Raw genomic sequence first — 21,693 nt, forward strand, 5'->3', positions numbered from 1 at the left:
GTTGCGCTGGCTTAGATTCTCCTTCTAAAGCCCTCGCCGAGAACTTCGTGTACGTTGCTTATGATCACAAAGGCCGTGGGATCGATCTCTTCAATGATTTCTGTTAAGAGCGTAATCTCTTTTCTTGAAACCACGGTTAACAGGACTTCACGATCCACATTTTTGTACAATCCGCGTCCATGCAGCGCTGTGGCGCCACGGCTCAAGCGCTCCATAATGACCTGCGCGATTTTGTCGTTGTGATCGGAGATAATCAACGCGGAGCGAGCGTAGTCAAAGCCATCCAGCACCAGATCGATTAAATAGGAGGAAATGAAAAGTAAAAAGAAGGCGTACAGCGTAAGGGCAAAGGCCGGTGTGTTGCCGGACAGATCTTTAAGATAAATAATAAGGCCGGCAAAGGTGATAACAAAAAAATCGATCATCATAATGGACATGCCCGGTTTTGCGCCGTAGCGTTTCTGCAGAATGGCGGCCACAATATCAGAGCCCCCGGTGGTGCCTTTGAATTTAAAAATAATGCCCAGTCCCAGCCCAAGTAAAACGGCTCCGATAAGAATGAGGAAAAAGAAATCGTGTTCTCGTAGATGGATAATAGACGCCGCCTGATTTAATCCTTTGTAATGCAATCCCGGAAATTCCCCCCGAAAGATATCGATGAACAATGAAGAGATGGTAAAGCCGTAAAAAGTGCGCGCCCCAAAACGTTTGCCTAACTCTTTAATGCCCCAGATGTAAAGCGGAAGGTTAAATATCCAAATTAAAGTGCCCACGGGTAATTTACCGCCGGACAAATAATGAAACGCCATGGAAAGGCCGGAAACGCCGCCGGGCACAACGCGCGCATCCACCAGAAACACGCCAATGCCCAGGGCCATAAAAATCCCGCCCAGAGTAATAAAAATGTAATCTATTATTATCGAGTTCTTGAATAATCTTCCCATTTTTTTCTCCTGTCATATTCAATGAAAGCGGAGAGTTTAAGAATATAATCACTTGAAGTCAATTGTATTTTTGAGGAGAGGGAATTTAAAGAAAAAAGGGAGCTTTTTGCCCCCATTGCTTAAAGTATTTATTCCTTTAAATTGTGTATTCCTTCAGGAAAACGTAACTCCATTGTCATGCGATACGGAGAGACGTTGACGCGAAAATTTTCGTCGGTATGATAGAAAATGTCACCGTCGTTTAATTTTAACTTTTTCAAAACTTCCTTAACATTCTCAACCAGCATTTCCAGCTCACGTTTTTCCATAGCACCCCCTTTCTTATTCGTTTTCCATGCTATTTGATGAATTTTCAACCGGAGAAGATACACTCTTTTTAGTTAATGTTTACATCGCCATCAAACTTTGTTGTATGTTAATTTGATATCACTTTGTTTGCTAATTGCCAAAATAATGTTAGAAATTCAATAATTGTCGAAATCTGATCAGTAAACAAAGGAATATTCACTCATAATTTAAAGGAAAAATATAAAAAGCCGATAAATAATTCTGCGAATAATAAACTGGATAATATAAGATGATGCGTTTTTTCATATTAATAATCTTAAACATTTTTTTCTATGGTTTATCACTGCAGGCAAATTCTACCTATTTTTTTAAGCATCTGACAACGCGCGACGGTCTTTCGCAAAGCAGTATTATTTCCATTGTTCAGGATAAACATGGTTTTATATGGCTGGGCACAATGGACGGCCTGAATCGCTTTGACGGTTACGGCGTAAAGGTTTTTAAAAAACACGTTGATGATTCCACCGGTCTTCAAAATAACCGCATTAACGATCTTAAAGTCGATGCGAGGGGTTATATCTGGATCGCCCATGACCTGGGTATTAATATTTTGAATCCGAAAACGGAAGAGTTTACCATATTAAAACTGCCATTAGAGAATGAATCGATTGTATTGCAATTAGAATTAGTAGACCGCGATAAGATTTTAGTCCGCACATTGGAAAACGTTTATACTGTGCATTTGCCCGAAAAACGCGTTGAACCAATAAAAGGCCTTGACGGTTCTCCTGTAAAAATCAAAAAGCTTAATCGGCAAACCTGTATTTTCACCAACAACAAAATCTATGTTCTGAACGGAAGCCAGGCCAGATTGTGGATTGACATCCCGCAAATCCAATCTCAAATAGTTGATGTCAGCGTCGGGGATCGGGATGCGTTATACATTCTTACACTTCATGGATTCTTCGAATATCAAATATCAAACCAAAAATTAACGGATTTTAGCGAGCGGCTAAGGTCGGCATTAAACCTGCCCGCCGTTCGGTTTACGTCTTTAATTAAGCTCAATCAAAATACGCTATGGCTGGGTAGCACCCAGGGAATTTTATCGGTAAATTTACAGCATCTAACTTTTGAACAAATTTCAGAGAATTTACCAAATAATTTATCCAGCAGAAATATAACCGTGCTTTATAAAGATAAAACAGATATTATTTGGGTGGGCACTTTTGATTCCGGAGCAAATTATATCGACCTGAATCACGGAAGTTTTTACAATATTCTTCCCCGCATTGGTGGCAAAAAAATTCTTTCCAGTCCGCTGGTTTATGCGTTCTGGCAGGATACTTCAGGTATGTTGTGGGTCGGTACGGATAATGGCCTGGATCGATTCAAAATCAAAAACGGCACAATATCTGAAGTTTCAGGTAAATCCATTCTGTTGAATAAACGGATAAGAGCCCTTCACCAAGATGAATACGGCTATTTGTGGGTTGGCACGTATGAAGGATTATATAAAGTTGATCCCGCTTTACAACAAATAAAACGGTATAAACCCTATGAAGATAAAAACAAGAATATCGTTATCAAGATATTTCCGCTGGATAAGGACCGACTACTGGTGGGACTAAAGAAATATGGCCTTTTTCAGTTAGATGTTCAGAAAGGAATTTTTAAGGCGGTTCAAATCCATGGAGATACCACCGAAGCATATCAAAAGTTATTCATCACAGATATTAAAAGAAATTCTAACGGAAATATTTATGTGGCCACTTATGGCAGCGGGCTGTTTGAGTATGATCCGCAAAAGAATAATTTGATTCCCCTTACACAAGATTCGGAGCTTAAAGCACGCTGTTCATTTATTTATTGTATTTATCCGGAAGGAGCGAATACCATCTGGATTGGGACGTATGGCGAAGGTCTGTTTATCTGGAATTTACAAAGCAAGCATTTTGAACACATCTCAACACAGGATGGATTACCCAATAACGTGATTTATGGCATTTTAAGAGACGATTCGCACAACTATTGGGTTAGTACCATCAAAGGGTTGTGTAAAATTATTTATTTTCCTGCACAAAAGCCGTCATTTGTTGTTAGTAGAGTATGGGATTACAGCGATGGTCTGCCTGATAATGAATTCAATTTTGGCGCATATTTTAAATCGGACAGATGGTTGTATTTTGGAACGGTAAACGGTTTTACCTATTTTGATCCTGCTGATTTTAAAATAAATCAAAATCCTCCTCATGTTTTTATTACCGGCATTCAGGTCAATCAGCAGCCGTTACAGCAACTTTTTACAGTGGATGAACGGCGGGAAATCTGGGAAACACAGAGTCTTCGGCTCAATCATGACCAGAACACGTTAGAATTTGAGTTTACCGCGCTACATTTCACCAATCCTTTAAAAAACACCTTCGCATACCGGCTGAAGGGTTTTGATGATAATTGGACTTATGTGCCTGCCACGCAACGTAAAGCGGTGTATCGTAAATTAACAGGCGGCAACTATGTTTTTCAGGTCAAAGCCGCCAATGCCGACGGTGTGTGGAGTCCACAGATTGCCAGCATCTCCCTATTTATCAAAAAACCGTTCTGGCAAATGTGGTGGTTCAGGCTAATGATGATGATTGCAATCTTGGGGCTGGCCTACGCCATTCATATTTTGAAGACGGTTAAAATTAAAAGCCGAAACAGGCTGTTAAAAGAGTTGAACCAAAAATTAAAAAAAGAAAACAAAGAAAAATTAAATATAATGTCCACTTTAAGGGAGACGCTTGAAAAATTTCAAACTATTTTTAACAATGCGCCTCTGGGGATTTTTTATATTGATCAAGCCGGGCGACTTACCGAATGCAACGACTATTTTGTTAAGATTATCGGCTCGTCCTACGAACGGATAATCGGGATAAATATGATCCATGATATCAAGGATAAACAATTAATCCAGGCCATAAAAGATGGGCTATCGGGCAAAACCGGTTACTATGAAGGGCGCTATTCGGCTGTTACCAGTCCTAAAACGATTCCGGCGCGGGCAATAATTCGTGGGATTCATTCGATCGATGGGCAGGTAATTGGCGCGGTGGGCATTGTGGAAGATTTGAGTGAAATAGAGAAAGAAAAATTGCGAGAAACTGTAATACGCAATATTTCTCAGGCGGTGCTGACAACAGAGGATCTCGAAAGTTTTTACGAAGTGTTCGATCGAGAATTATCGAAAATCATCGACACCAAAAACCTGTTTGTCGCCCTTTACGATGATCAAAATAAAATTTTTACAGTGCCTTTGATGAAGGACGAGAAAGATGCATTCAAGGCCGTACCTGCCGAAGGCACGTTAAGTTACTATGTCATTCAAAAAGGAAAGCCCTGCCTGTTTAAAGAAAAAGAAATGTTAGAGTTAGAAGAAAAAGGACTGATCAAAAGAGTGGGCGCCCCGTCCAAATGCTGGTTAGGCGTGCCCTTAAAAATTGAGAACCAGACGATTGGGATTCTGGTCGTTCAGGATTATGAGGATGAAAAGGCCTTTAATCATGAAACGCTTGAATTACTGGAAGTATTAAGCTCCAGCCTGGCCTCTTCCATCAGGCAAAAGCAAAACAGAGAATTCATTTCGCTTTTAACCAAGGGCATTGCTCAAAGCTCGTTTAAGCTGATCATTGCCAACCGCAACGGCGATATTCTTTACAGTAATTTACAGGTTGCCAAGGCAATGGAGACAGGCAAAAAACCTCGATTAGCCGATTTATTGAAAACGCATATCGCCAGCGAAAGCGATGTGCTGGAGCGCTGTCTGAAAAATGGGGAAAAATGGAGCGGCGAAATTTCCAGAAAAATAAATGAGAAACAAACCGCCTGGGAGTTTTTATCCATCAATCCCGTAACCAATGAAGCGGGACAGGTGACGCATTTTGTGGTGGTTATCGAAGACATTACCGAAGCCAAACGATTGCAGAACCAGCTACAACAAGCTCAGAAAATCGAGTCCATCGGTACGCTGGCCGGCGGCATTGCCCACGATTTCAACAATTTGCTAACCGTTATCAACGGACATGCAGAAATTGCGTTGTTAAAATTAAATCAGGATAAAAAGATTCATTCCGACATTGTTTCCATCCTGCACGCCGGAAAACGGGCGGCCAATTTAACGCGGCAATTGCTGGCCTTTAGCCGCAAACAAATTTTTAAGGCCGAACTGCTGGATATTAACGAAGTCATTCAATCCATGGAAAAAATGGCGCGTCGTTTGATTGGCGAAGACATTGAGATTAAAATTGAGCTAACGCCGCATTTGCCTTACATCAAAGCCGATCCCAGTCAATTGGAACAGGTGTTAATGAACTTAATCGTTAATGCCCGCGACGCCATTCATGAATGGAGTAAAACATCGGCTAAAAGACGAAAGTTAATTACAATTAAAACCGAGAAAATTTTTGTCAACCGTGAGACGGTATCTTTTGAAGAGATCAAAAAAGGCACCTACATTCGGTTGAGTGTTGCTGATACAGGTGTGGGCATGGACGAAAAAACGCGTGAAAAAGTGTTTGAGCCGTTTTTTACTACCAAAGAAGTTGGCAAAGGCACGGGGCTGGGCCTTTCCACCGTTTATGGCATTGTAAAACAAAATCAGGGATTCGTCGAGCTCGAAAGTGAAAAAGGAAAGGGCGCCACTTTTAAGGTATACTGGCCCGTGGCCGAAGAACATCTTAAAAATAAATTACAAAGTAAAGACGCGAAAGATGAGATCGTCTCCGGTCACGGCAATGTTCTGGTGGTTGAAGACGATGAAAGTGTACGTGAATTTATAAAAGATATTCTCCTGCATTCCGGTTATAATGTTTTTACCGCGAACAATGGACGCGAAGGCGCCGACCTGATCAAAAAAATAAATTTTAAACTGGATCTGGTCATTACCGACATGATCATGCCAGAGATGAACGGTAACGAGCTGGCCGATATGGTACGGCAGAAATTTCCGGACACCAAAATTCTTTATACATCTGGCTACACCGAAACGCGAATCATCCATGAAGAACTGATGTTAGAAGGCACGCAATTTTTACACAAACCATTTACTATTGTTGAGTTTACCAATGTGATCAACAAGTTATTACAAAATGATTGAGCTGTTTACTATATCCCCTGCCTTCTCTACTTCTCTCTTTGATTGACCTGTAGCTAAAAGAGAGGCAGAGCCACAAACAAAAATCTTTTGTTAAATAAAGCTTTCAAATGAGTTAAATTAATTTTTAATGCGCTGGGTAGCCTCACTGCCTCAGTTAATTTTTTTCATTTGATCTTTCTTTTGTAGCTAACAGCCTGAGCCGTTGGGACGCCCGCAGATAGAAAAACCGGGAAGAAAAAATGATACCTCACTGAAAGACGTGCGGCGCAAAAATGTCTGGCATAGGAAAGGTTAAAAAATGTGGTTTATTCATTGCAATTCCCTAAAAAAAATTCATGCCCAACGTGCGTTTATAAAGACGGAAAAACCTCACCCTAATTCCTAAAACTGAACGGCTGTTAAATTTACCCGCCGGCCATTTTGCTCTTCATGCCCTTTTGCTTCAGATATTCGGCAATCTTTTGACGATGGTCGCCCTGAATTTCTACCGTCGATTCTTTTACCGTTCCGCCCGCGCCGCACACCTGCTGCAGTTCTTTTTTCCAGCGCTTTAAATCGCCCGCCAATCCTTTAACCAGCGTAACGGTTTTGCCGCCCCGTCCTTTGGTCACACGCTGCAGATAAACCGTTCCCTGTTTTTGAGGCGCTTCATTGTCCTGTTCTTGTGGTCTATTTTGCCAGTCCGGCGCCGTCGAATACACCAGTTTGCTCTTGTTTTTAGCCATTATTCTTTTCCTTTCAAATGCTCCAGACGCGCAGGCAGATGCCGTTTAATCCACTGCCGATAATGGCCGTCATAACCAACCTTCTCCTGCAGGCGTTTTACCTCGTCTTTTATTTGCCGCAGCTGGCGATCGGTAACCTGCGGCTGATCTTCCAATTTCTGTAACAAAGCATCCACCCGGCGGTCTGCCAGTTTACTGCGCTCTTCAAACAGTCTGGCATAATCATCGGAATCCACAGATAGATATTCATCCACAATAAACTCCGTTACCTGTTTGCTGTGCAGCATGGATTGACGAATATTGGCCTTGCCAGTTACAGCATTGCCCAGGGCAAACACACGCTCCAGTCCGCGAATTTTGCCCGTTTGCGGATCTTCCACATCGTAAATTTCCCCTTTCATCGGAATGCCGGGCAGCGGCTCGGGGATGGAGCCGATTGCCGAAATAACCAGCTCCGTTTCAATGCTGACAATTTTTTCCTGCTTCCCCTTTTCAACAAAAACCAATCCCCTTAATTGCCCGTCTTTGACAATCATGTCTTTCAGATGATGCCGCTCAACCAGTTCAAAGGGAAACTTTTCCTTTAATTTCTCGATCAGTTTGCGCCGCGTTTCCGCCGCTTTTTCCAGTTGCTCCTGCGTGGGATTTTCCGGCAGCACGGTCAAAGGTAATTCTTCAACAGAACGTCGTACAATCAACTTTGGCGGTTCAATATTTAGCCTTTCAAAGGTTAGGCCAAATTCATTCAATGCCTGAAATATCCCCTTGCGCTCCAGCTGCAGCACGTCGGCATCGATGCCAAAATCGTACAGCCGCTGCACTACCTGGCGCAGCGCCACAATTTTAATCATGTCAATGGAAGCCAATCCGCCGCCGATGACAAGCACATTTTTGTAGGGCATGATGTAGTTGGGACCTGAATAGTTGGGATCGTGACACTGGTTGAACCAGTTAGTAACCTCAGTCATGTAAAGCAGACCTTTATCGATGTAGTCGTTAATGCCCTCCACCGGCAGGGGGCGATCGCGCCAGGCGCCCAGGGCCAGCAAAATCGCCGAAAAGGGCCAGTCCTTCAGCAATTCCGCGATCTGGAAATCGCGCCCCAATTTGGTATTGGGCACAAATTGAACGTAAGGATTATCCAGCTTTTTATCGACCAGCTCTTCCTGGCGGTCGCGTAAACGTGCGTGCCATTTGGGCAAACCAAATTCCAGCTTGCCATAGGGCAGACTATTTTGTTCAAACACCACGCTGTGAATGCCCCTTTCCGCCAGTCGGCCAGCCGCTTCGGAACCGGCCACTGCGCCGCCGATGATGGCTACGATTTTATGGCTCATGGCAATACCCTTAAATATTTAAAACTGTTTGCCAAAAGAAAATCTACTCTTTTAAAAAACACAGCCGGCCTGGGCAAAGACGCTTCAGCTCCCCTTTTTTGTTTATTTGATCATCCTGATTGCAAAAAAGGTTTCCCGTCATTGACTGATAATTTTCCACTCAAATTTCCAGTCCCATTGATCAAAGTACAAATTGCCGCCATCCCATTCTACCTCGCCGCGCTGCGAATCGACCGTTTCTGAGCGAAAATGCGTTTTGGGCGGCTCAAACGGCATGGAATAATCGTCGTTAAAAATCAAACGAAAACTGTCCATACCGTTTAGATAAAAATATTTTACCTGAGGGACATCGGACTGGCGCATTCCGTAAGTCACGTCTGATGGCACCCATCCGTAAGGTTCAAAATAGATCATGCTCCAATCGTGCATGCTGTCATCTGGGGGTTGAAATTCCCATCCGCTTTGCCAGCGCGCCGGGATGCCGTTCATCCGACAAAGAGTAATGAACAACATGGTCTGAATACCGCAGTCTCCATGTTTATTCAACACCGGATAAAGCGAAAGATTGCGAATGGTGGAATATTCTCTGGCCGAAGCCCAGGTGATGTTGGTATCGATCCAGGCAAAGATCTTTTGCGCAATGCGGTAAGGGTTGGTCTCCTGCCCCACAATTTGAGCGGACAGTTTTTTCAGGGTATCGCTAAACACAATATGCGGCGGCCGTTCTTGCAGGTACTCTTTTAAAGGGCCCTCAGGATCTACCGCTTTTACTTTTTGCGGATCAATATCCACGTAAACCCCGTGCGTGGTGTATTCGTACTCCACCCAGAACTCGGTTGGCTCATTGGCAATGGCTTGCTTTTCAAAATAAATGGTGCGCTGCAGGCGGCTGTTGGGCGCCAGTTGATATGTTTTCGGTTCGCTGTTTAATATTTTAATGTTGAGCTGGCGATGAGGAATCTCTCGTGGGAAAGGAATCCAGCAGCGGATCAATTCGCCATCCGGAACCTGATCGGCATGCACCACAACGCCCTGTTTGATTCGCAGGCGCACCGGATGACCATAGGTTAAGCCGCTTTCCTGACATTCGGCAATCAAATTTTCGATATGCAGATCAAGATCAAATTTTTTCTTATTATCTGGATTTTTTTGCTTCCAGATGGCAAGGCATTCATCATCCAGGCGAAAGAGATTTCGTGCGGCATGATTAAAATATTTTTTCTGCCCGTCAATCACCATAAATTCCAGTTTTTTTTCCTTTTCCCAGCGCGCCAGGTCTTCATCGCTCACATCCGGAATGTATTTTTTTATAAATTCGACAACCTGTTCGCGTGATTTAGTAAAATCTTTGCGAATGCGCTTCATGCGCTCCAGTTCAAAGCGCAACAGGTCCTTTTCTTTTGCGCTCAAATTCTTATCGTCTGCCAGACGCTCCTTTATTATCTGTTCCGCTTTAGAGAATTCACCCCGATCTACCATATTTTGTATTTCCGTTACGGAAATTTTCTGGCAGCCTGCGAAAAAAATCCAGCCGCCTAAAAATAACATCAGCCATTTATTCATGACTTACCTCCACGCTTCGATTAAAATTCTTTTAAGATGATCTCATTTAATGGGCGTTTGGGAACATGATGAACGCCCTTATCGTCCCGCCAGTAGCGGATGTCGCCGTCCTTCCCTGCTTCTTCCAGCACAATGGTTTCGGCGGGTTTGCCCAGGGCCAGAACCAACAGTATTTCGAGGTGATCCGGAATTTTAAGAATCTGACGCAACTCATTTCGTTGAATGGAACCGATAATACAACCGGCGTAACCGGCTTCGACAGCGCCCAGCAATATGCTTTGCGCGGCAATACCGTGATCGCAATCGATGGGGAACTTGATTTTTCTGTCGGCCAGAATGACGATGTACGCCGCCGGACGCTCGCCTTCCGCCGGGCCCGGCCAGTCGCTTAAATACCCCGCCCAGGCCAGTGTGGAGAAAATGCTGGCGTTGGTCTGCGCCGAGCTGGAAATAATGTACTTCAGCGGTTGAAGATTGGCCGACGAAGGCGACAGGCGCGCCAGATCGATCCACGAGCGGAGCAATTCCACCGAAACAGCTTCGTTCTGCTTAAAACGCCGACAACTGCGGTTTTTTAAAATTAGCTCCCTTATGGTCATTTTCTCCTCCTTTTTGTTGTGCATTGCGGCTTACCATTTAAAAATAGCCATCAACCTTTTCACATCACTTCTTCTGAAATGGAAGTTCCAAAACAATTTTGCCGTTGTGCGCGGTTTTTGCGTTAATTCCATCTACAAGCGCGTTACACATCAAATTCGTTTTTGTGGCGCGCCTACCTGTTTGGACAAGGGACAAAAAATTACGCGCTTAAAAATTCACGCACTTCTTTTATTAATTCCTGCGGTGCATCGGCATGCACCCAGTGCGTCGCGCCTTTTATGGTGTGTACTCTGGCCAGCGGAAACAGGCGCTTAATGGTCGAAACGTCTTCTTCAGTGATGTAGTCCGATTTTTCGCCCCGCAAAAACAAAACCGGTTCGTCAAAAGAGTTATTCGAAGTTACCGGCCCTAAAATATGTTCAAGATTTTGATAAACGGCTTTCAAATTGATCTTCCATTCAAAGCGATTTTGTTCGTTTCGTTTCAAATTTTTTAGCAGAAACTGTCTGATAGCCGGCTGGGGAATTTTTTTGCTCAACCATTGGTCGATTTCAATTCTGGTTTTCATCTGACTGAGATTCAAAGAAAGTAAGGTTTCTAAAAAGTATTTAAAATGCGAGTGATGGTAGGCGCGGGGTGCGATATCCACCACTATTAATCGCTCGACTGGCGTCTCAAAATTAAGCGCCAGTTCCATGCCCACCTTACCGCCCAGCGAATGTCCAAGCACAACGGGGCGCTCCACTCCCTGCGTTTGAATAAACTCCTCCACATCTTCCGCCATTACCGTGTAATTAAATTCATCGCTGTGGGGCGACTGACCATGATTGCGCAAATCCAACAAAAAGAGATGATAATGTTCGCCAAGTTTTTTCCCCACGGTTAACCAGTTATCAGACATGCCGAACAGTCCATGTAAAACAATTAACGGCTTTCCCTGACCGAATTCTCTGAAAAATAACTGCATATTCCTCTCTTCTTTTTTTTTAGAAAACTTAGTCAATGCGCCAGAATAAATCAATATTGATTTTAATACCACCATTTTGATTAAAATAAAAAAGATCGGCTACGTTTCATGGCGGCAGGCGCGGCAAGCAAAAATTTACTGCCTCCAGTTGAATCATTTAGAAGAATTTGTTAGTTTTCTCTTTTAAATAAAACAGGAAAAGTACATGGAACTATTTGTAAATATTGTCATCTTAACGATCAGTACCGGGGCATTGTGGTTAGGCGCCGTGTGGGTTGTGGAATCGGCGCCACGGCTGGCACAAAAAATGGGCATTTCTGATCTGGTAATCGGTTTAACGGTCATCGCTTTTGGAACGTCCGCGCCGGAATTTGCGGTTACCATTTCTGCAGCCATCAGACATCAGGCCGATATTTCCGTTGGCAATATTGTTGGTTCCAATATATTTAATCTGGGATTCATCCTTGGCGGCGTTGCATTATTGCAAACCATCAAAACCACAAAAAAACTGGTCTATCGCGAAGGCGGATTGCTGCTGCTGGTCTCGATTATTTTGCTTTTTTTTCTAAGCGATTATTCCATTGCCATGTGGGAGGGTATCTTTCTGCTGGTGGCTCTCGCTGCCTACCTTTCCTATCTTTTTATCCACAAAGAGCCCCTGGAAGAAGAGTTCAGTCACGGCCCTTTCCGCTGGTATCATGCGCTACAATTGATAGGCGGTTTGACTCTGGTTGTTGCAGGCGGCCATTTTCTGGTCGATTCTGCGACCTTTCTGGCCAGGAAGGTCGGTCTTTCGGAGTGGGCCATTGCGGTGACCATCGTGGCGGCCGGCACTTCCGCGCCCGAATTTGCCACTTCACTGGTAGCCGCCATTAAGGGCCGTCATGGGATTTCCGCCGGCAATCTGATCGGAAGCGACCTGTTCAACATCATGGGAGTCCTGGGGCTGGCCGCTATTTTGCGCCCTTTGCACGTGGCTCAGGATGCTCCGTTCGAGATTTTTATCCTTGTTATGTTAGTGCTGACGGTGGTTATTATGATGCGCACCGGCTGGCGCGTTTCGCGCATGGAAGGTCTGGCCCTGATTATTATCAATTTAATTCGCTGGTTTTTTACTTTAAAACAATAAGTTTTTTAAGACGCTGCTGCTAAATCAGCCTCCTGTTTACCGCATGCCGTTCCTGCGATCTTTATCTTACGATGTAAAGCATGCCGGTTTTCATCCAACCAGGCGACAATTCAATCCAAAATTCTTACTTGCTTAAGCGCTGCATCTTTTGAAATAAGTAGGCGCAGCCATTAAAAAAGCCGGGCTGTGTTGCAAGACAGCATACCCGGCTTTAAAGTTCTGCGGAAAAATGTTGTTTAGGATACTTCCTCTGGAAGATCAATCCAGCCCGGGCGGGATTTAAAAATTTTTGTGCTGCTTTTAAAACTCATCCCCCATCCCCTTCTCTTTAAAAAAGAGAAGGGGCGTAGATAGCGCCGGTTTTGTTTAGCTTTTGTCTTAAATGTTAAATAAATTTCTGCGATTATTGGCGTAATCTGCGAGAAAATTACTTTGCACACGTTGCTGTTGATTTTGGTTGCGGCTGTGCTGCCTTAGTTTTTAACGGCTCCGTGACACTTTTTGTATTTTTTCCCGCTGCCGCAGGGACACGGATCGTTCGGGCCGATTTTTTCACCCACGCGGATCGGCTGTTTTTTATCCGAGCGCTGTTTGCCTGCTTTTTGAATGTCCGTCTCTTCACCAACAGCCGAGCTGAAGCCCAGTCCATCGGCCGATTCATGAATGAGCTGCATGCGCTGGGGCTGTCGCTTGCGCGCCTCGGCGCGATTCACTGGCTCTTCTACCAGTTGAAATTTCCACAGCCACTGCAGTGTTTCTTCATTGATGTCGTGAATTAATTTTTCAAACATCAAAAAGGCTTCGCGCTTGTATTCAAGTAATGGGTCTTTCTGGCCATAAGCGCGCAGATGAATGCCTTCTTTGAGCACGTCCATATCATACAGATGATCTTTCCACTTTTCATCGATCACTCTTAAGATAAAGTAGCGTTCCAGCACAGACATGCGCTCGCGGCCGATTCTTTTCTCTTTTAATTCGTAAACATGCAGAGCCTGATCGCGAATATACTGGCGAAGCGTTTCGTGGTCATATTCATCCAGATTCTGGCGCACCTGGTAAAGCGAAACATTCAACACCTTTCCGATTTCTTCTTCCAGGGCGTCCAGGTCCCACTCTTCCGGATGGGCTTTAGGCGGAGCGTACATGGCCAGCTTGTGATCGATGAATTCATCGAGGATTGATTCCACTTCTTCGCGCGTGTCTTCCTGAAACAGGGCTACTTTGCGTCGGTCGTAAATGATCTCGCGCTGTTGGTTCATTACATCGTCGTATTCCAGCAGGCGCTTACGAATGGAAAAGTTCTGCATTTCTACCTTTTTCTGCGCCTTTTCGATGGAGCGGCTAATCATGGGATGGGTGATAACCTCGCCTTCTTCAATACCCATGCGATCCATGATGCGCGCCACGCGTTCGCTGCCAAACAGACGCATCAGGTCGTCTTCCAGACTGAGAAAGAAGATACTGCTTCCCGGATCGCCCTGGCGGCCGGCGCGTCCGCGCAACTGTCGATCGATACGCCGCGATTCGTGGCGCTCTGTACCGATAATCGCCAGCCCGCCTACTTCGCGCACGCCTTCGCCCAACTTAATGTCGGTACCACGACCCGCCATATTGGTGGCAATGGTTACAGCCTGTGGTTCGCCGGCGTGTGCAATAATTTCCGCCTCACGCGCATGCTGTTTGGCATTCAATACATTGTGCGGGATGCCCCTGCGTTTTAGCATTCGGCTTAAAACTTCCGATACTTCTACCGTTGTAGTGCCCACCAGCACGGGGCGCCCTTTCTCCCGTTCTTCAATAATCTTTTCAATTACCGCGTTGTACTTTTCTCGTTTACTGCGGTAAACAACGTCGTCGTAATCGATGCGGATTACCGGTTTGTTAGTGGGTATGACCACCACATCCAGTTTGTAAATCTCCCAGAATTCCGCGGCTTCGGTTTCGGCCGTACCGGTCATGCCGGCCAGTTTATCGTACATCCTGAAATAGTTTTGCAGCGTAATGGTGGCCAGAGTTTGCGTTTCTTTTTCGATCTGCACATTTTCTTTGGCTTCAATGGCCTGGTGCAAACCATCGCTGTAGCGGCGGCCATGTAAAATACGACCGGTAAATTCATCTACAATCTGAACCTTGCCGTCCTGAACCACGTATTCCTGATCTTTTTCATAAAGCGTGTAGGCGCGCAATAATTGAGAGATATTCTGTAATTTTTCGCTGCGTTCCGTGTAAAGATTGTGCAATTCTTCTTTACGGATCACTTTTTCTTCAACGGAAAGGCTCGAATCATTTTCGATTTTTGCAATTTCCTCGCCAAGGTCGGGCAATAAGAACATGTCCGGATCATTGGGATTTAGAGCCTCGCGTCCCTTTTCGGTCAGGTCGATGATGTGATTTTTCTCATCAATAACATAATAAAGCTCGCCAAAATAGGTTTCGTCCGAAACCTTATTTTGACCTTTATCGCGGTAGTAATCGTTTTCTACCTGTTGAACGAGTGTTTTAATGCCTTTTTCATGATACAGCTTGAGCAGGCGTTTGTGTTTGGGAGCGCCGCGTTCGGCAATAAACAGTTTAACGGCTGCTTCGCGATCTTTTCCTTCTTTAAGCAGCTCTTCTGCTTCCATCACCATGCGGTTTACCAGCCGGTTCTGGTTGGCAACCAGCCGCTCCACATAGGGCTTCATTTCACGGTAGCGCTGGGCGGTGCTGTCTCCGCTTACCGGTCCGCTGATGATTAACGGCGTACGGGCTTCGTCAATTAAAACGCTATCGACCTCATCCACAATGGCGTAGTGATGGCCGCGGATTTGTACGATTTCATCCGGCGAAGAAGCCATGTTGTCGCGCAAATAGTCAAAGCCAAATTCATTGTTTGTGCCATAGGTAATATCGCAGTTATAGGCCTCGCGTCGTTGCCTGGCGTCCATATTGTTCAAAATAACGCCCACGGTCAATCCGAGGAACTTGTAAACCTCGCCCATCCATTCGGCGTCGCGCTGCGCCAGGTAATCATTCACCGTAACCAGATGCGCGCCTTTGCCTTCCAGGGCGTTTAAATACAACGGCATGGTGGCCACCAGGGTTTTACCTTCGCCGGTTGCCATTTCGGCAATTTTACCCTGATGTAAAACAATTCCGCCCAAAAGCTGGACGTCAAAGGGTACCATGTTCCAGGTCATTTCCCGGCCGACCACCATCCACTTTTTGCCCAGCAGGCGTTTGCAGGCCTGTTTTACAGCGGCAAATGCTTCCGGCAAAATATCGTCCGTTGTTTCGCCTGCGGCCAGTCGTTCTTTAAACTCTTCCGTTTTTTTCTGAAGCTCTTCGTCGCTCAGTTTTTCGAACTGCTCAAAATATTCATTAATCTGTTCGACAATTGGCCAAAGCTTCTTGACGTCGCGTTCGTGTTTTGTACCAAATATTTTTGTGATAAGTTTTTGTATCATCTTTCCTTAATACCCCTTTAATATTCTTTCCGCCAGAAATGAAGGCAAACCACTTTTTATTATTTTTTCGTATGTTTTATTTACTTCATAGTCCAGACGGACAAACTGAATTTTGCCCGCATCCGGATCAAAAATTACAAAGCTCAGCCGCGCATCTCCATCACGCGGCTGACCTATACTTCCAACATTAACGATATATTTTTGATTTGGTTCAATTGAAATGTCTCTTTTGTAGGTCGCTTTTTGATTAAAAACCACCGGTACATGCGAATGCCCCACAAAACACAAATCTTGCTTAAAACTCTGCATTTCGATTAACGCGTCATTTAATGATAAAATGTAATACCAGTGCTCGGGATTGGATGGCGAACTATGAACCATGATAAAACGATCGGTCTGGTACATGAACGGCAGATTACGCAAAAACTCTTTATTCTCTGTCGTTAATTGATTCATCGTCCAATAGGTGGCCATTTTGGCGAAATCATTAAAATATTCGATGCGCGCCAGTCCAATTGCGGCATAATCATGATTTCCCATCAATACCACCTTGCACTGTTGCCGGATAATCTCCACACATTCATTGGGATTCGGTCCATAGCCCACCACATCGCCCAGGCAGTAAATATCCTTGATACCTTGTTCTTTTATATAGTCGATGGCTTTAGTCAAAGCTTCCAGGTTGCCATGAATATCAGAGATAACTGCAATTGCCATTAGACCCCGTTCTATTTTATTTTCGTGATTAATCCTCTTCCGGATTTTTTAATTTTTTTCTCGGCCTTCAAATCCTTAAAGATCGAATCGAGAATTCCATTAATAAAGCGTCCGCTTTTCGGGGCGCCATACTTTTTGCCCAGTTCGATCATCTCGTCAATGGTCACCTCCGGGGGAATATCCTCAAAATACAGAAACTCTGCCAGAGCCATGCGCAATAAAATCCGATCAACCACGGCAACCCGTTCAAAATCCCAATTAATCAGTTTGGGTTTAATTCGCCCGTCAAATTCATCTTTTTTCTCAATACAAAGCGACGCAAGCTTACGGACATAAGGCGTAATGCGCTTTTTATTTTCCACATCTTCGGCCAGAAATTCGAGCTGCTCGCTTAAAGGGATCGGGTTGAACTCATGGGCGAACAAGACCTTGAAAACCAGCTCGCGTTCTTTTCTTCTTGACATTTTCACTCGTACGTGTAAAATCCTTTTTTAGTTTTTCTACCTAAATGGCCTGCGGCCACCATCTTTTTCAATAAGGGGCAGGGACGATATTTCGGATCTCCCAGTCCTTTATACAACACATTCATGATATGTAAGCAAACGTCCAGCCCAATAAAATCGGCCAGGGTCAGCGGTCCCATGGGGTGGTGCATGCCCAGCTTCATCACCGTGTCGATGGCTTCCTTTTCTGCCACGCCTTCCATCAAACAATAAATGGCTTCGTTAATCATGGGCATCAGAACACGGTTGCTGACAAATCCCGGATAATCATTCACCTCCACTGGCGTTTTGTTTAACGTTTTGGCCACATCAAAAATCGTCTGAAAGGTTTCATCGCTGGTTGCCAGGCCGCGAATGATTTCTACCAGCTCCATTACCGGCACCGGATTCATAAAGTGCATGCCAATCACTTTATCTGGTCTGCTGGTGACCGCCGCCAGCTCCGTTATCGATATCGAGGAAGTATTGGAAGCCAGGATGGTTCCCGCCGGACAAACTTCGTCCAGGTCTTTAAAAATTTTCTTTTTTAAATCGTCGTTTTCAATCACCGCTTCTATTACCAGTTCGGCCCCGGCAGCCTTTGCCAGTTCGGTTTGCGGATTAATGCGCTTTAAGGTTGCTTTTAATTGTTCTTCTGTAATAATGCCTTTTTTTACCTGTCGATTTAAATTTTTTTCGATGGTGGCCAGCGCTTTTTCTAATATGGATCGATCAATATCAATTAAAGTTACCTGGTACTCAAACTGAGCAAACACATGCGCAATGCCGTTGCCCATGGTTCCTGCGCCAATAACTGCGATGTTTTTCATCTCATTTCCTTTCACATTAACTCGACAACTAAGGTGGAAGCTTCTCCACCGCCAATGCACAAAGAGGCCAGACCTCGTTTAGCGGAGCGGTGTTTCATGGCATACAGCAAGGTGGTTAAAATGCGTGTTCCGCTTGCGCCAATGGGGTGCCCTATGGCCACTGCGCCACCGTGCACGTTTACTTTTTCCACCGGCAAATTAAGCAGACGATTGTTAATGATTGCAACGACGGCAAACGCTTCATTTATTTCAAACAGGTCGATATCTTCCACCGTCAGCCCGGCCTTTTTTAAAGCCAGGTTAATGGAATCGGCCGGCGCCGTTGTAAAATATTCTGGCTTTTTGGCAAACGAGGCCTGAGAAACGATGCGCGCCATGGGTTTTAATCCCAACTCATTAGCCTTTTCCAGCGACATTACCACCACGGCTGCCGCGCCGTCGTTAATTTTGGAAGCATTGGCCGCTGTTACCGTACCGTCTTTTTTAAATGCCGGTCTCAGGTGCGGTATCTTTTCGAACTTTACATTTTTGGGCTCTTCGTCTTCGCTAACGATGATAGGATCGCCCTTGCGTTGAGGAACTTCAACCGGAACGATCTCTTCGTTAAACAAGCCTTCTTCCTGCGCTTTTAAAGCGCGTTTGTAACTCATGGTTGCATATTCATCCTGCGCCTCTCGCGGCACATTGCATTCCGAAGCGCACAGTTCTGCGGCAATGCCCATGTGAAAATCGTTGTACACATCCCACAGCCCATCTTTGATCATTCCGTCCACCAGCTCGCCATGCCCCATGCGGTAACCATAACGCGCCTTGGGCAGGTAATAAGGAACCTGGCTCATATTTTCCATTCCGCCGGCTACAATAACTTCGGCGTCGCCCACCATAATGGCCTGGGCCGCCAGCATCACCGATTTTAATCCAGAACCGCAAACTTTGTTAATGGTCATACAGGCCACAGACGTGTCCAGTCCAGCCCCCAGAGCGGCCTGCCTGGCGGGCGCCTGGCCCTCGTTGGCCTGTAAAACATTACCCATAATTACCTCATCCACCTGGTCAAAAGGCACGCCGCCCTTTTCCAGAGCGCCTTTAATGGCAATACTACCTAATTTTGTCGCCGGAACGTCTTTCAAAACGCCGCCAAAACTGCCCACTGGCGTTCTGGCAGCGCTTACAATTACAACCTCTTTTAATCCGGACATAAACACCCCCTCTTTAAATACCAATAAATTATGAATGTAAGGATTTTAATCAAGTCATGCAAGAAACAAAACGAAGCTTATTTTTCTTTAGAATTCTGTTTTTCGTCATACCGCTCATACGCATCAATGATGTCTTTGACTAACGGATGCCTGACCACATCGCGATTGGTTAATTTGACGAAGGCAATCCCTTCAATTCCGGATAGCACATAAAAACTACTTACCAGGCCGGAGTCTTTTTTAGTCGGCAAATCGATTTGCGTAATATCGCCGGTAATAATACTTTTGGAATTGATTCCCAGACGCGTTAAGAACATTTTCATTTGCATAAACGTTGTGTTTTGCGCTTCGTCCAGAATGACAAAAGCGTTGTTTAAAGTACGTCCGCGCATGTAAGCCAACGGCAGTATTTCAATAATTTGCTGTTCCAGAAAGCGTTTTAGCAAGTCCCTGGGCAGCATGTCTTCCAGGGCATCATACAAGGGTTTAAGATAAGGATCGATTTTTTCTTTATAATCGCCTGGTAAAAATCCCAGGCTTTCGCCCGCTTCCACCGCGGGACGGGCCAGTACAATTTTTTTCACAAGATTTTCTTTTAAATGCGCCACGGCCAGCGCCACGGCCAGATAGGTTTTGCCCGTTCCCGCCGGCCCCACGGCAAATACAATGTCATTTTTGTTCAGGGCTTCCATCATGGCGCGCTGCCCTTCAGTTCGAGGCTTAATGTATCCTAAAAACGTTGAAATGGTTTCCATGGGCGTTGCAGCCACATCTGGCAAGTCGGTCGCTGGAGAGGCGCTCTTTAATGAGCGGGTGATTTTAATGGCGGTTAGCACATCATCTCTGGTAAATATTTTATTGCGTTTTGCGGCAGCAATCAATTCTTCCAATACCTGGCAGGCCGCTTCCGCCTCTTGCTGCTTTCCTAAAATTTTCAGAGTATTTCCCCGGGCAATAATGCGCACCTGAAAATTCTCTTCCAGAATTCTTAAATTGCTGTCCTGTTCTCCCACCACGCTTATGTGGCCCACTGCTTCGGGTATTTTTATGGTCTTTTCTACAATTTCTTCCATTTACGCCCCTTACAATAAAAAAAGGCTTCCGGGAAAATTTTCGCCAGAAGCCTTTAAACCTTACAACACTAATACTTTAGCGTGCAATTTTTAACACCTGGAATGGATAAATCAGATTAGGATCGGAGATGAAGCTTTTGTTAGCTTCGTACAGTTTTTGCCATTTAAAAGAATCGCCATAAACATTGGGATAGCTGGCAATTTTGGACAGGAATTCACCCTTTTGAACCAGATGTTCATTGGGCCCAACCACACGCGGGATGGCCAACACCTGATTAGGATAAATCAAATCGGGATTTTTAATCTGATCCAGGTTGGAAGTGTAAATTCTCCACCAGGCCATTGGATTTCCATAGATATCATCTTTGCCGGCGATTTTCCACAGATAGTCGCCTTTCATTACGGTGTAAGTAGGAGGAACGGCCGTTTTTGCTTTTTCTTTGGCCTGTTCGATTAAGCTGGCGATTTCATTTAGCATAGCTTCTTGCTCGGCCATAGCCGAAAACGGATCTTTTTTAAGCTCTTCCAGCTTGCTTTCCAACGCGTTTAGCTCATTGGATTTGCTGTAAATTTCTTCCGGTGAAAGATTAAGAAAAGCTCTAACTTCGTCACGCAGTTGTTCAACTTTTCCTTTATAGGCTTCATAGGCTGCCTTATTTGCCTCGGCAATCTTGAAAATTTCGTCCCAGGTCTGATCGATTTCGGCCTGTAAAGCGTCATATTCTTTCTTTAATTGCTCAATTTTTGCTTCTTCTTCAGCGATGGCTTTTTTAGCGGCATCCAGTCGTTGCTGCCACTCAGTTAATAATGCGTTGTATTGCTCCTGCGTCATCTCTTCGTAATTGTAAGACTGAGCCAATACAACATTGGCCATTACGAGCGACAGGAACAAGCCTAAAATTAATAATACTCTTATTTTCATAGCTACATTCTCCTCTTTAATTCGTAAACTCAATTAAATTATTCAGCGGGCTGTTGAAAGTTTTGCACATTTTCTTTGTCTTTTTTCAGCTTATCCAGCTCTGCTTTTTTAGCGGCAACTTTCTTTTCCCATTCCTGTCTCTCGGCTTTTTTCTTTTGCAAAGTTTCCTCTGCAGAAAGGGCTGCAGCCTTGGTCTCTTCTAAGGTTTTGATTTGGTCTTCACTTGGTTTCCACTTACAGCTGGTGAGCGAAAACATCCCTACGGCAATAAGCCCTAATACTAAAATTCTTAACTTGTTCATACGACACGCCTCCTGGATTAGATCAATTAAATAAC

17 protein-coding genes are annotated in these 21,693 nt (G+C 44.7%); 2 read left to right on the forward strand and 15 right to left on the reverse strand.

The window, feature by feature from the left end:
• Positions 1-11 precede the first annotated feature (11 nt).
• Entirely contained in the window at positions 12-944 is a 933-nt protein-coding gene (locus Cabys_RS13950; protein WP_006926746.1) for a YitT family protein, read from the reverse strand.
• Positions 945-1,072: 128 nt separating this feature from the next.
• Positions 1,073-1,252: a hypothetical protein gene (locus Cabys_RS13955; RefSeq protein WP_006926747.1), complete on the reverse strand. Its 180-nt coding sequence runs from the start codon at positions 1,250-1,252 to the stop codon at positions 1,073-1,075.
• Between the two features lie 269 nt (positions 1,253-1,521).
• Here Cabys_RS13955 and Cabys_RS13960 point away from each other — a divergent pair, with 269 nt between their 5' ends.
• A complete protein-coding gene (locus tag Cabys_RS13960; protein ID WP_006926748.1) occupies positions 1,522-6,366 on the forward strand; it encodes a two-component regulator propeller domain-containing protein in 4,845 nt (1,614 codons plus the stop codon).
• 404 nt (positions 6,367-6,770) lie between these two features.
• Here Cabys_RS13960 and Cabys_RS13965 read toward each other — a convergent pair whose 3' ends face one another.
• The 5 genes from Cabys_RS13965 to Cabys_RS13985 form a co-directional block, all read right to left on the reverse strand.
• Positions 6,771-7,091: a translation initiation factor gene (locus tag Cabys_RS13965; RefSeq protein WP_006926749.1), complete on the reverse strand. Its 321-nt coding sequence runs from the start codon at positions 7,089-7,091 to the stop codon at positions 6,771-6,773.
• Positions 7,091-8,428 (reverse strand): FAD-dependent oxidoreductase, encoded by a 1,338-nt coding sequence (locus Cabys_RS13970; protein ID WP_006926750.1) that lies wholly within the window; start codon positions 8,426-8,428, stop codon positions 7,091-7,093. The genes Cabys_RS13965 and Cabys_RS13970 overlap by 1 nt, the downstream gene beginning before the upstream one ends.
• Before the next feature lie 138 nt (positions 8,429-8,566).
• Positions 8,567-9,991, reverse strand: coding sequence for a transglutaminase domain-containing protein (locus tag Cabys_RS13975; RefSeq protein ID WP_006926751.1), 1,425 nt, complete (start codon positions 9,989-9,991; stop codon positions 8,567-8,569).
• Positions 9,992-10,011: 20 nt separating this feature from the next.
• Positions 10,012-10,590 (reverse strand): nitroreductase family protein, encoded by a 579-nt coding sequence (locus tag Cabys_RS13980; protein WP_006926752.1) that lies wholly within the window; start codon positions 10,588-10,590, stop codon positions 10,012-10,014.
• 200 nt (positions 10,591-10,790) lie between these two features.
• A complete protein-coding gene (locus Cabys_RS13985) occupies positions 10,791-11,558 on the reverse strand; it encodes an alpha/beta fold hydrolase (RefSeq protein WP_006926753.1) in 768 nt (255 codons plus the stop codon).
• A gap of 205 nt (positions 11,559-11,763) precedes the next feature.
• Here Cabys_RS13985 and Cabys_RS13990 point away from each other — a divergent pair, with 205 nt between their 5' ends.
• A complete protein-coding gene (locus Cabys_RS13990) occupies positions 11,764-12,687 on the forward strand; it encodes a sodium:calcium antiporter (protein ID WP_006926756.1) in 924 nt (307 codons plus the stop codon).
• A 473-nt stretch (positions 12,688-13,160) separates the two neighbouring features.
• Here the strand turns inward: Cabys_RS13990 and secA are convergent, their stop codons facing one another.
• From secA to Cabys_RS14030, 8 genes are all read right to left on the reverse strand, one after another.
• Positions 13,161-16,133: a preprotein translocase subunit SecA gene (secA, locus tag Cabys_RS20610; protein WP_006926757.1), complete on the reverse strand. Its 2,973-nt coding sequence runs from the start codon at positions 16,131-16,133 to the stop codon at positions 13,161-13,163.
• 6 nt (positions 16,134-16,139) lie between these two features.
• Complete coding sequence (locus Cabys_RS14000) at positions 16,140-16,850, reverse strand: metallophosphoesterase family protein (RefSeq protein WP_006926758.1); 711 nt, start codon at positions 16,848-16,850, stop codon at positions 16,140-16,142.
• Positions 16,851-16,861: 11 nt separating this feature from the next.
• Positions 16,862-17,314: a transcription antitermination factor NusB gene (gene nusB / locus Cabys_RS14005; protein WP_006926762.1), complete on the reverse strand. Its 453-nt coding sequence runs from the start codon at positions 17,312-17,314 to the stop codon at positions 16,862-16,864.
• 2 nt (positions 17,315-17,316) lie between these two features.
• Positions 17,317-18,162, reverse strand: a complete 846-nt coding sequence (locus Cabys_RS14010; protein WP_006926763.1) for a 3-hydroxybutyryl-CoA dehydrogenase — start codon at positions 18,160-18,162, stop codon at positions 17,317-17,319.
• An 11-nt stretch (positions 18,163-18,173) separates the two neighbouring features.
• Entirely contained in the window at positions 18,174-19,361 is a 1,188-nt protein-coding gene (locus Cabys_RS14015; RefSeq protein ID WP_006926764.1) for an acetyl-CoA C-acetyltransferase, read from the reverse strand.
• 77 nt (positions 19,362-19,438) lie between these two features.
• A complete protein-coding gene (locus Cabys_RS14020; protein ID WP_006926765.1) occupies positions 19,439-20,434 on the reverse strand; it encodes a PhoH family protein in 996 nt (331 codons plus the stop codon).
• A gap of 76 nt (positions 20,435-20,510) precedes the next feature.
• On the reverse strand, positions 20,511-21,356 hold the full coding sequence (locus Cabys_RS14025) for a LysM peptidoglycan-binding domain-containing protein (protein WP_006926766.1): 846 nt from the start codon (positions 21,354-21,356) through the stop codon (positions 20,511-20,513).
• A 38-nt stretch (positions 21,357-21,394) separates the two neighbouring features.
• Positions 21,395-21,658, reverse strand: coding sequence for a hypothetical protein (locus Cabys_RS14030; RefSeq protein WP_006926767.1), 264 nt, complete (start codon positions 21,656-21,658; stop codon positions 21,395-21,397).
• Positions 21,659-21,693 lie beyond the last annotated feature (35 nt).

Source organism: Caldithrix abyssi DSM 13497 (genome assembly GCF_001886815.1).
In the GTDB taxonomy this organism is placed as follows: domain Bacteria; phylum Calditrichota; class Calditrichia; order Calditrichales; family Calditrichaceae; genus Caldithrix; species Caldithrix abyssi.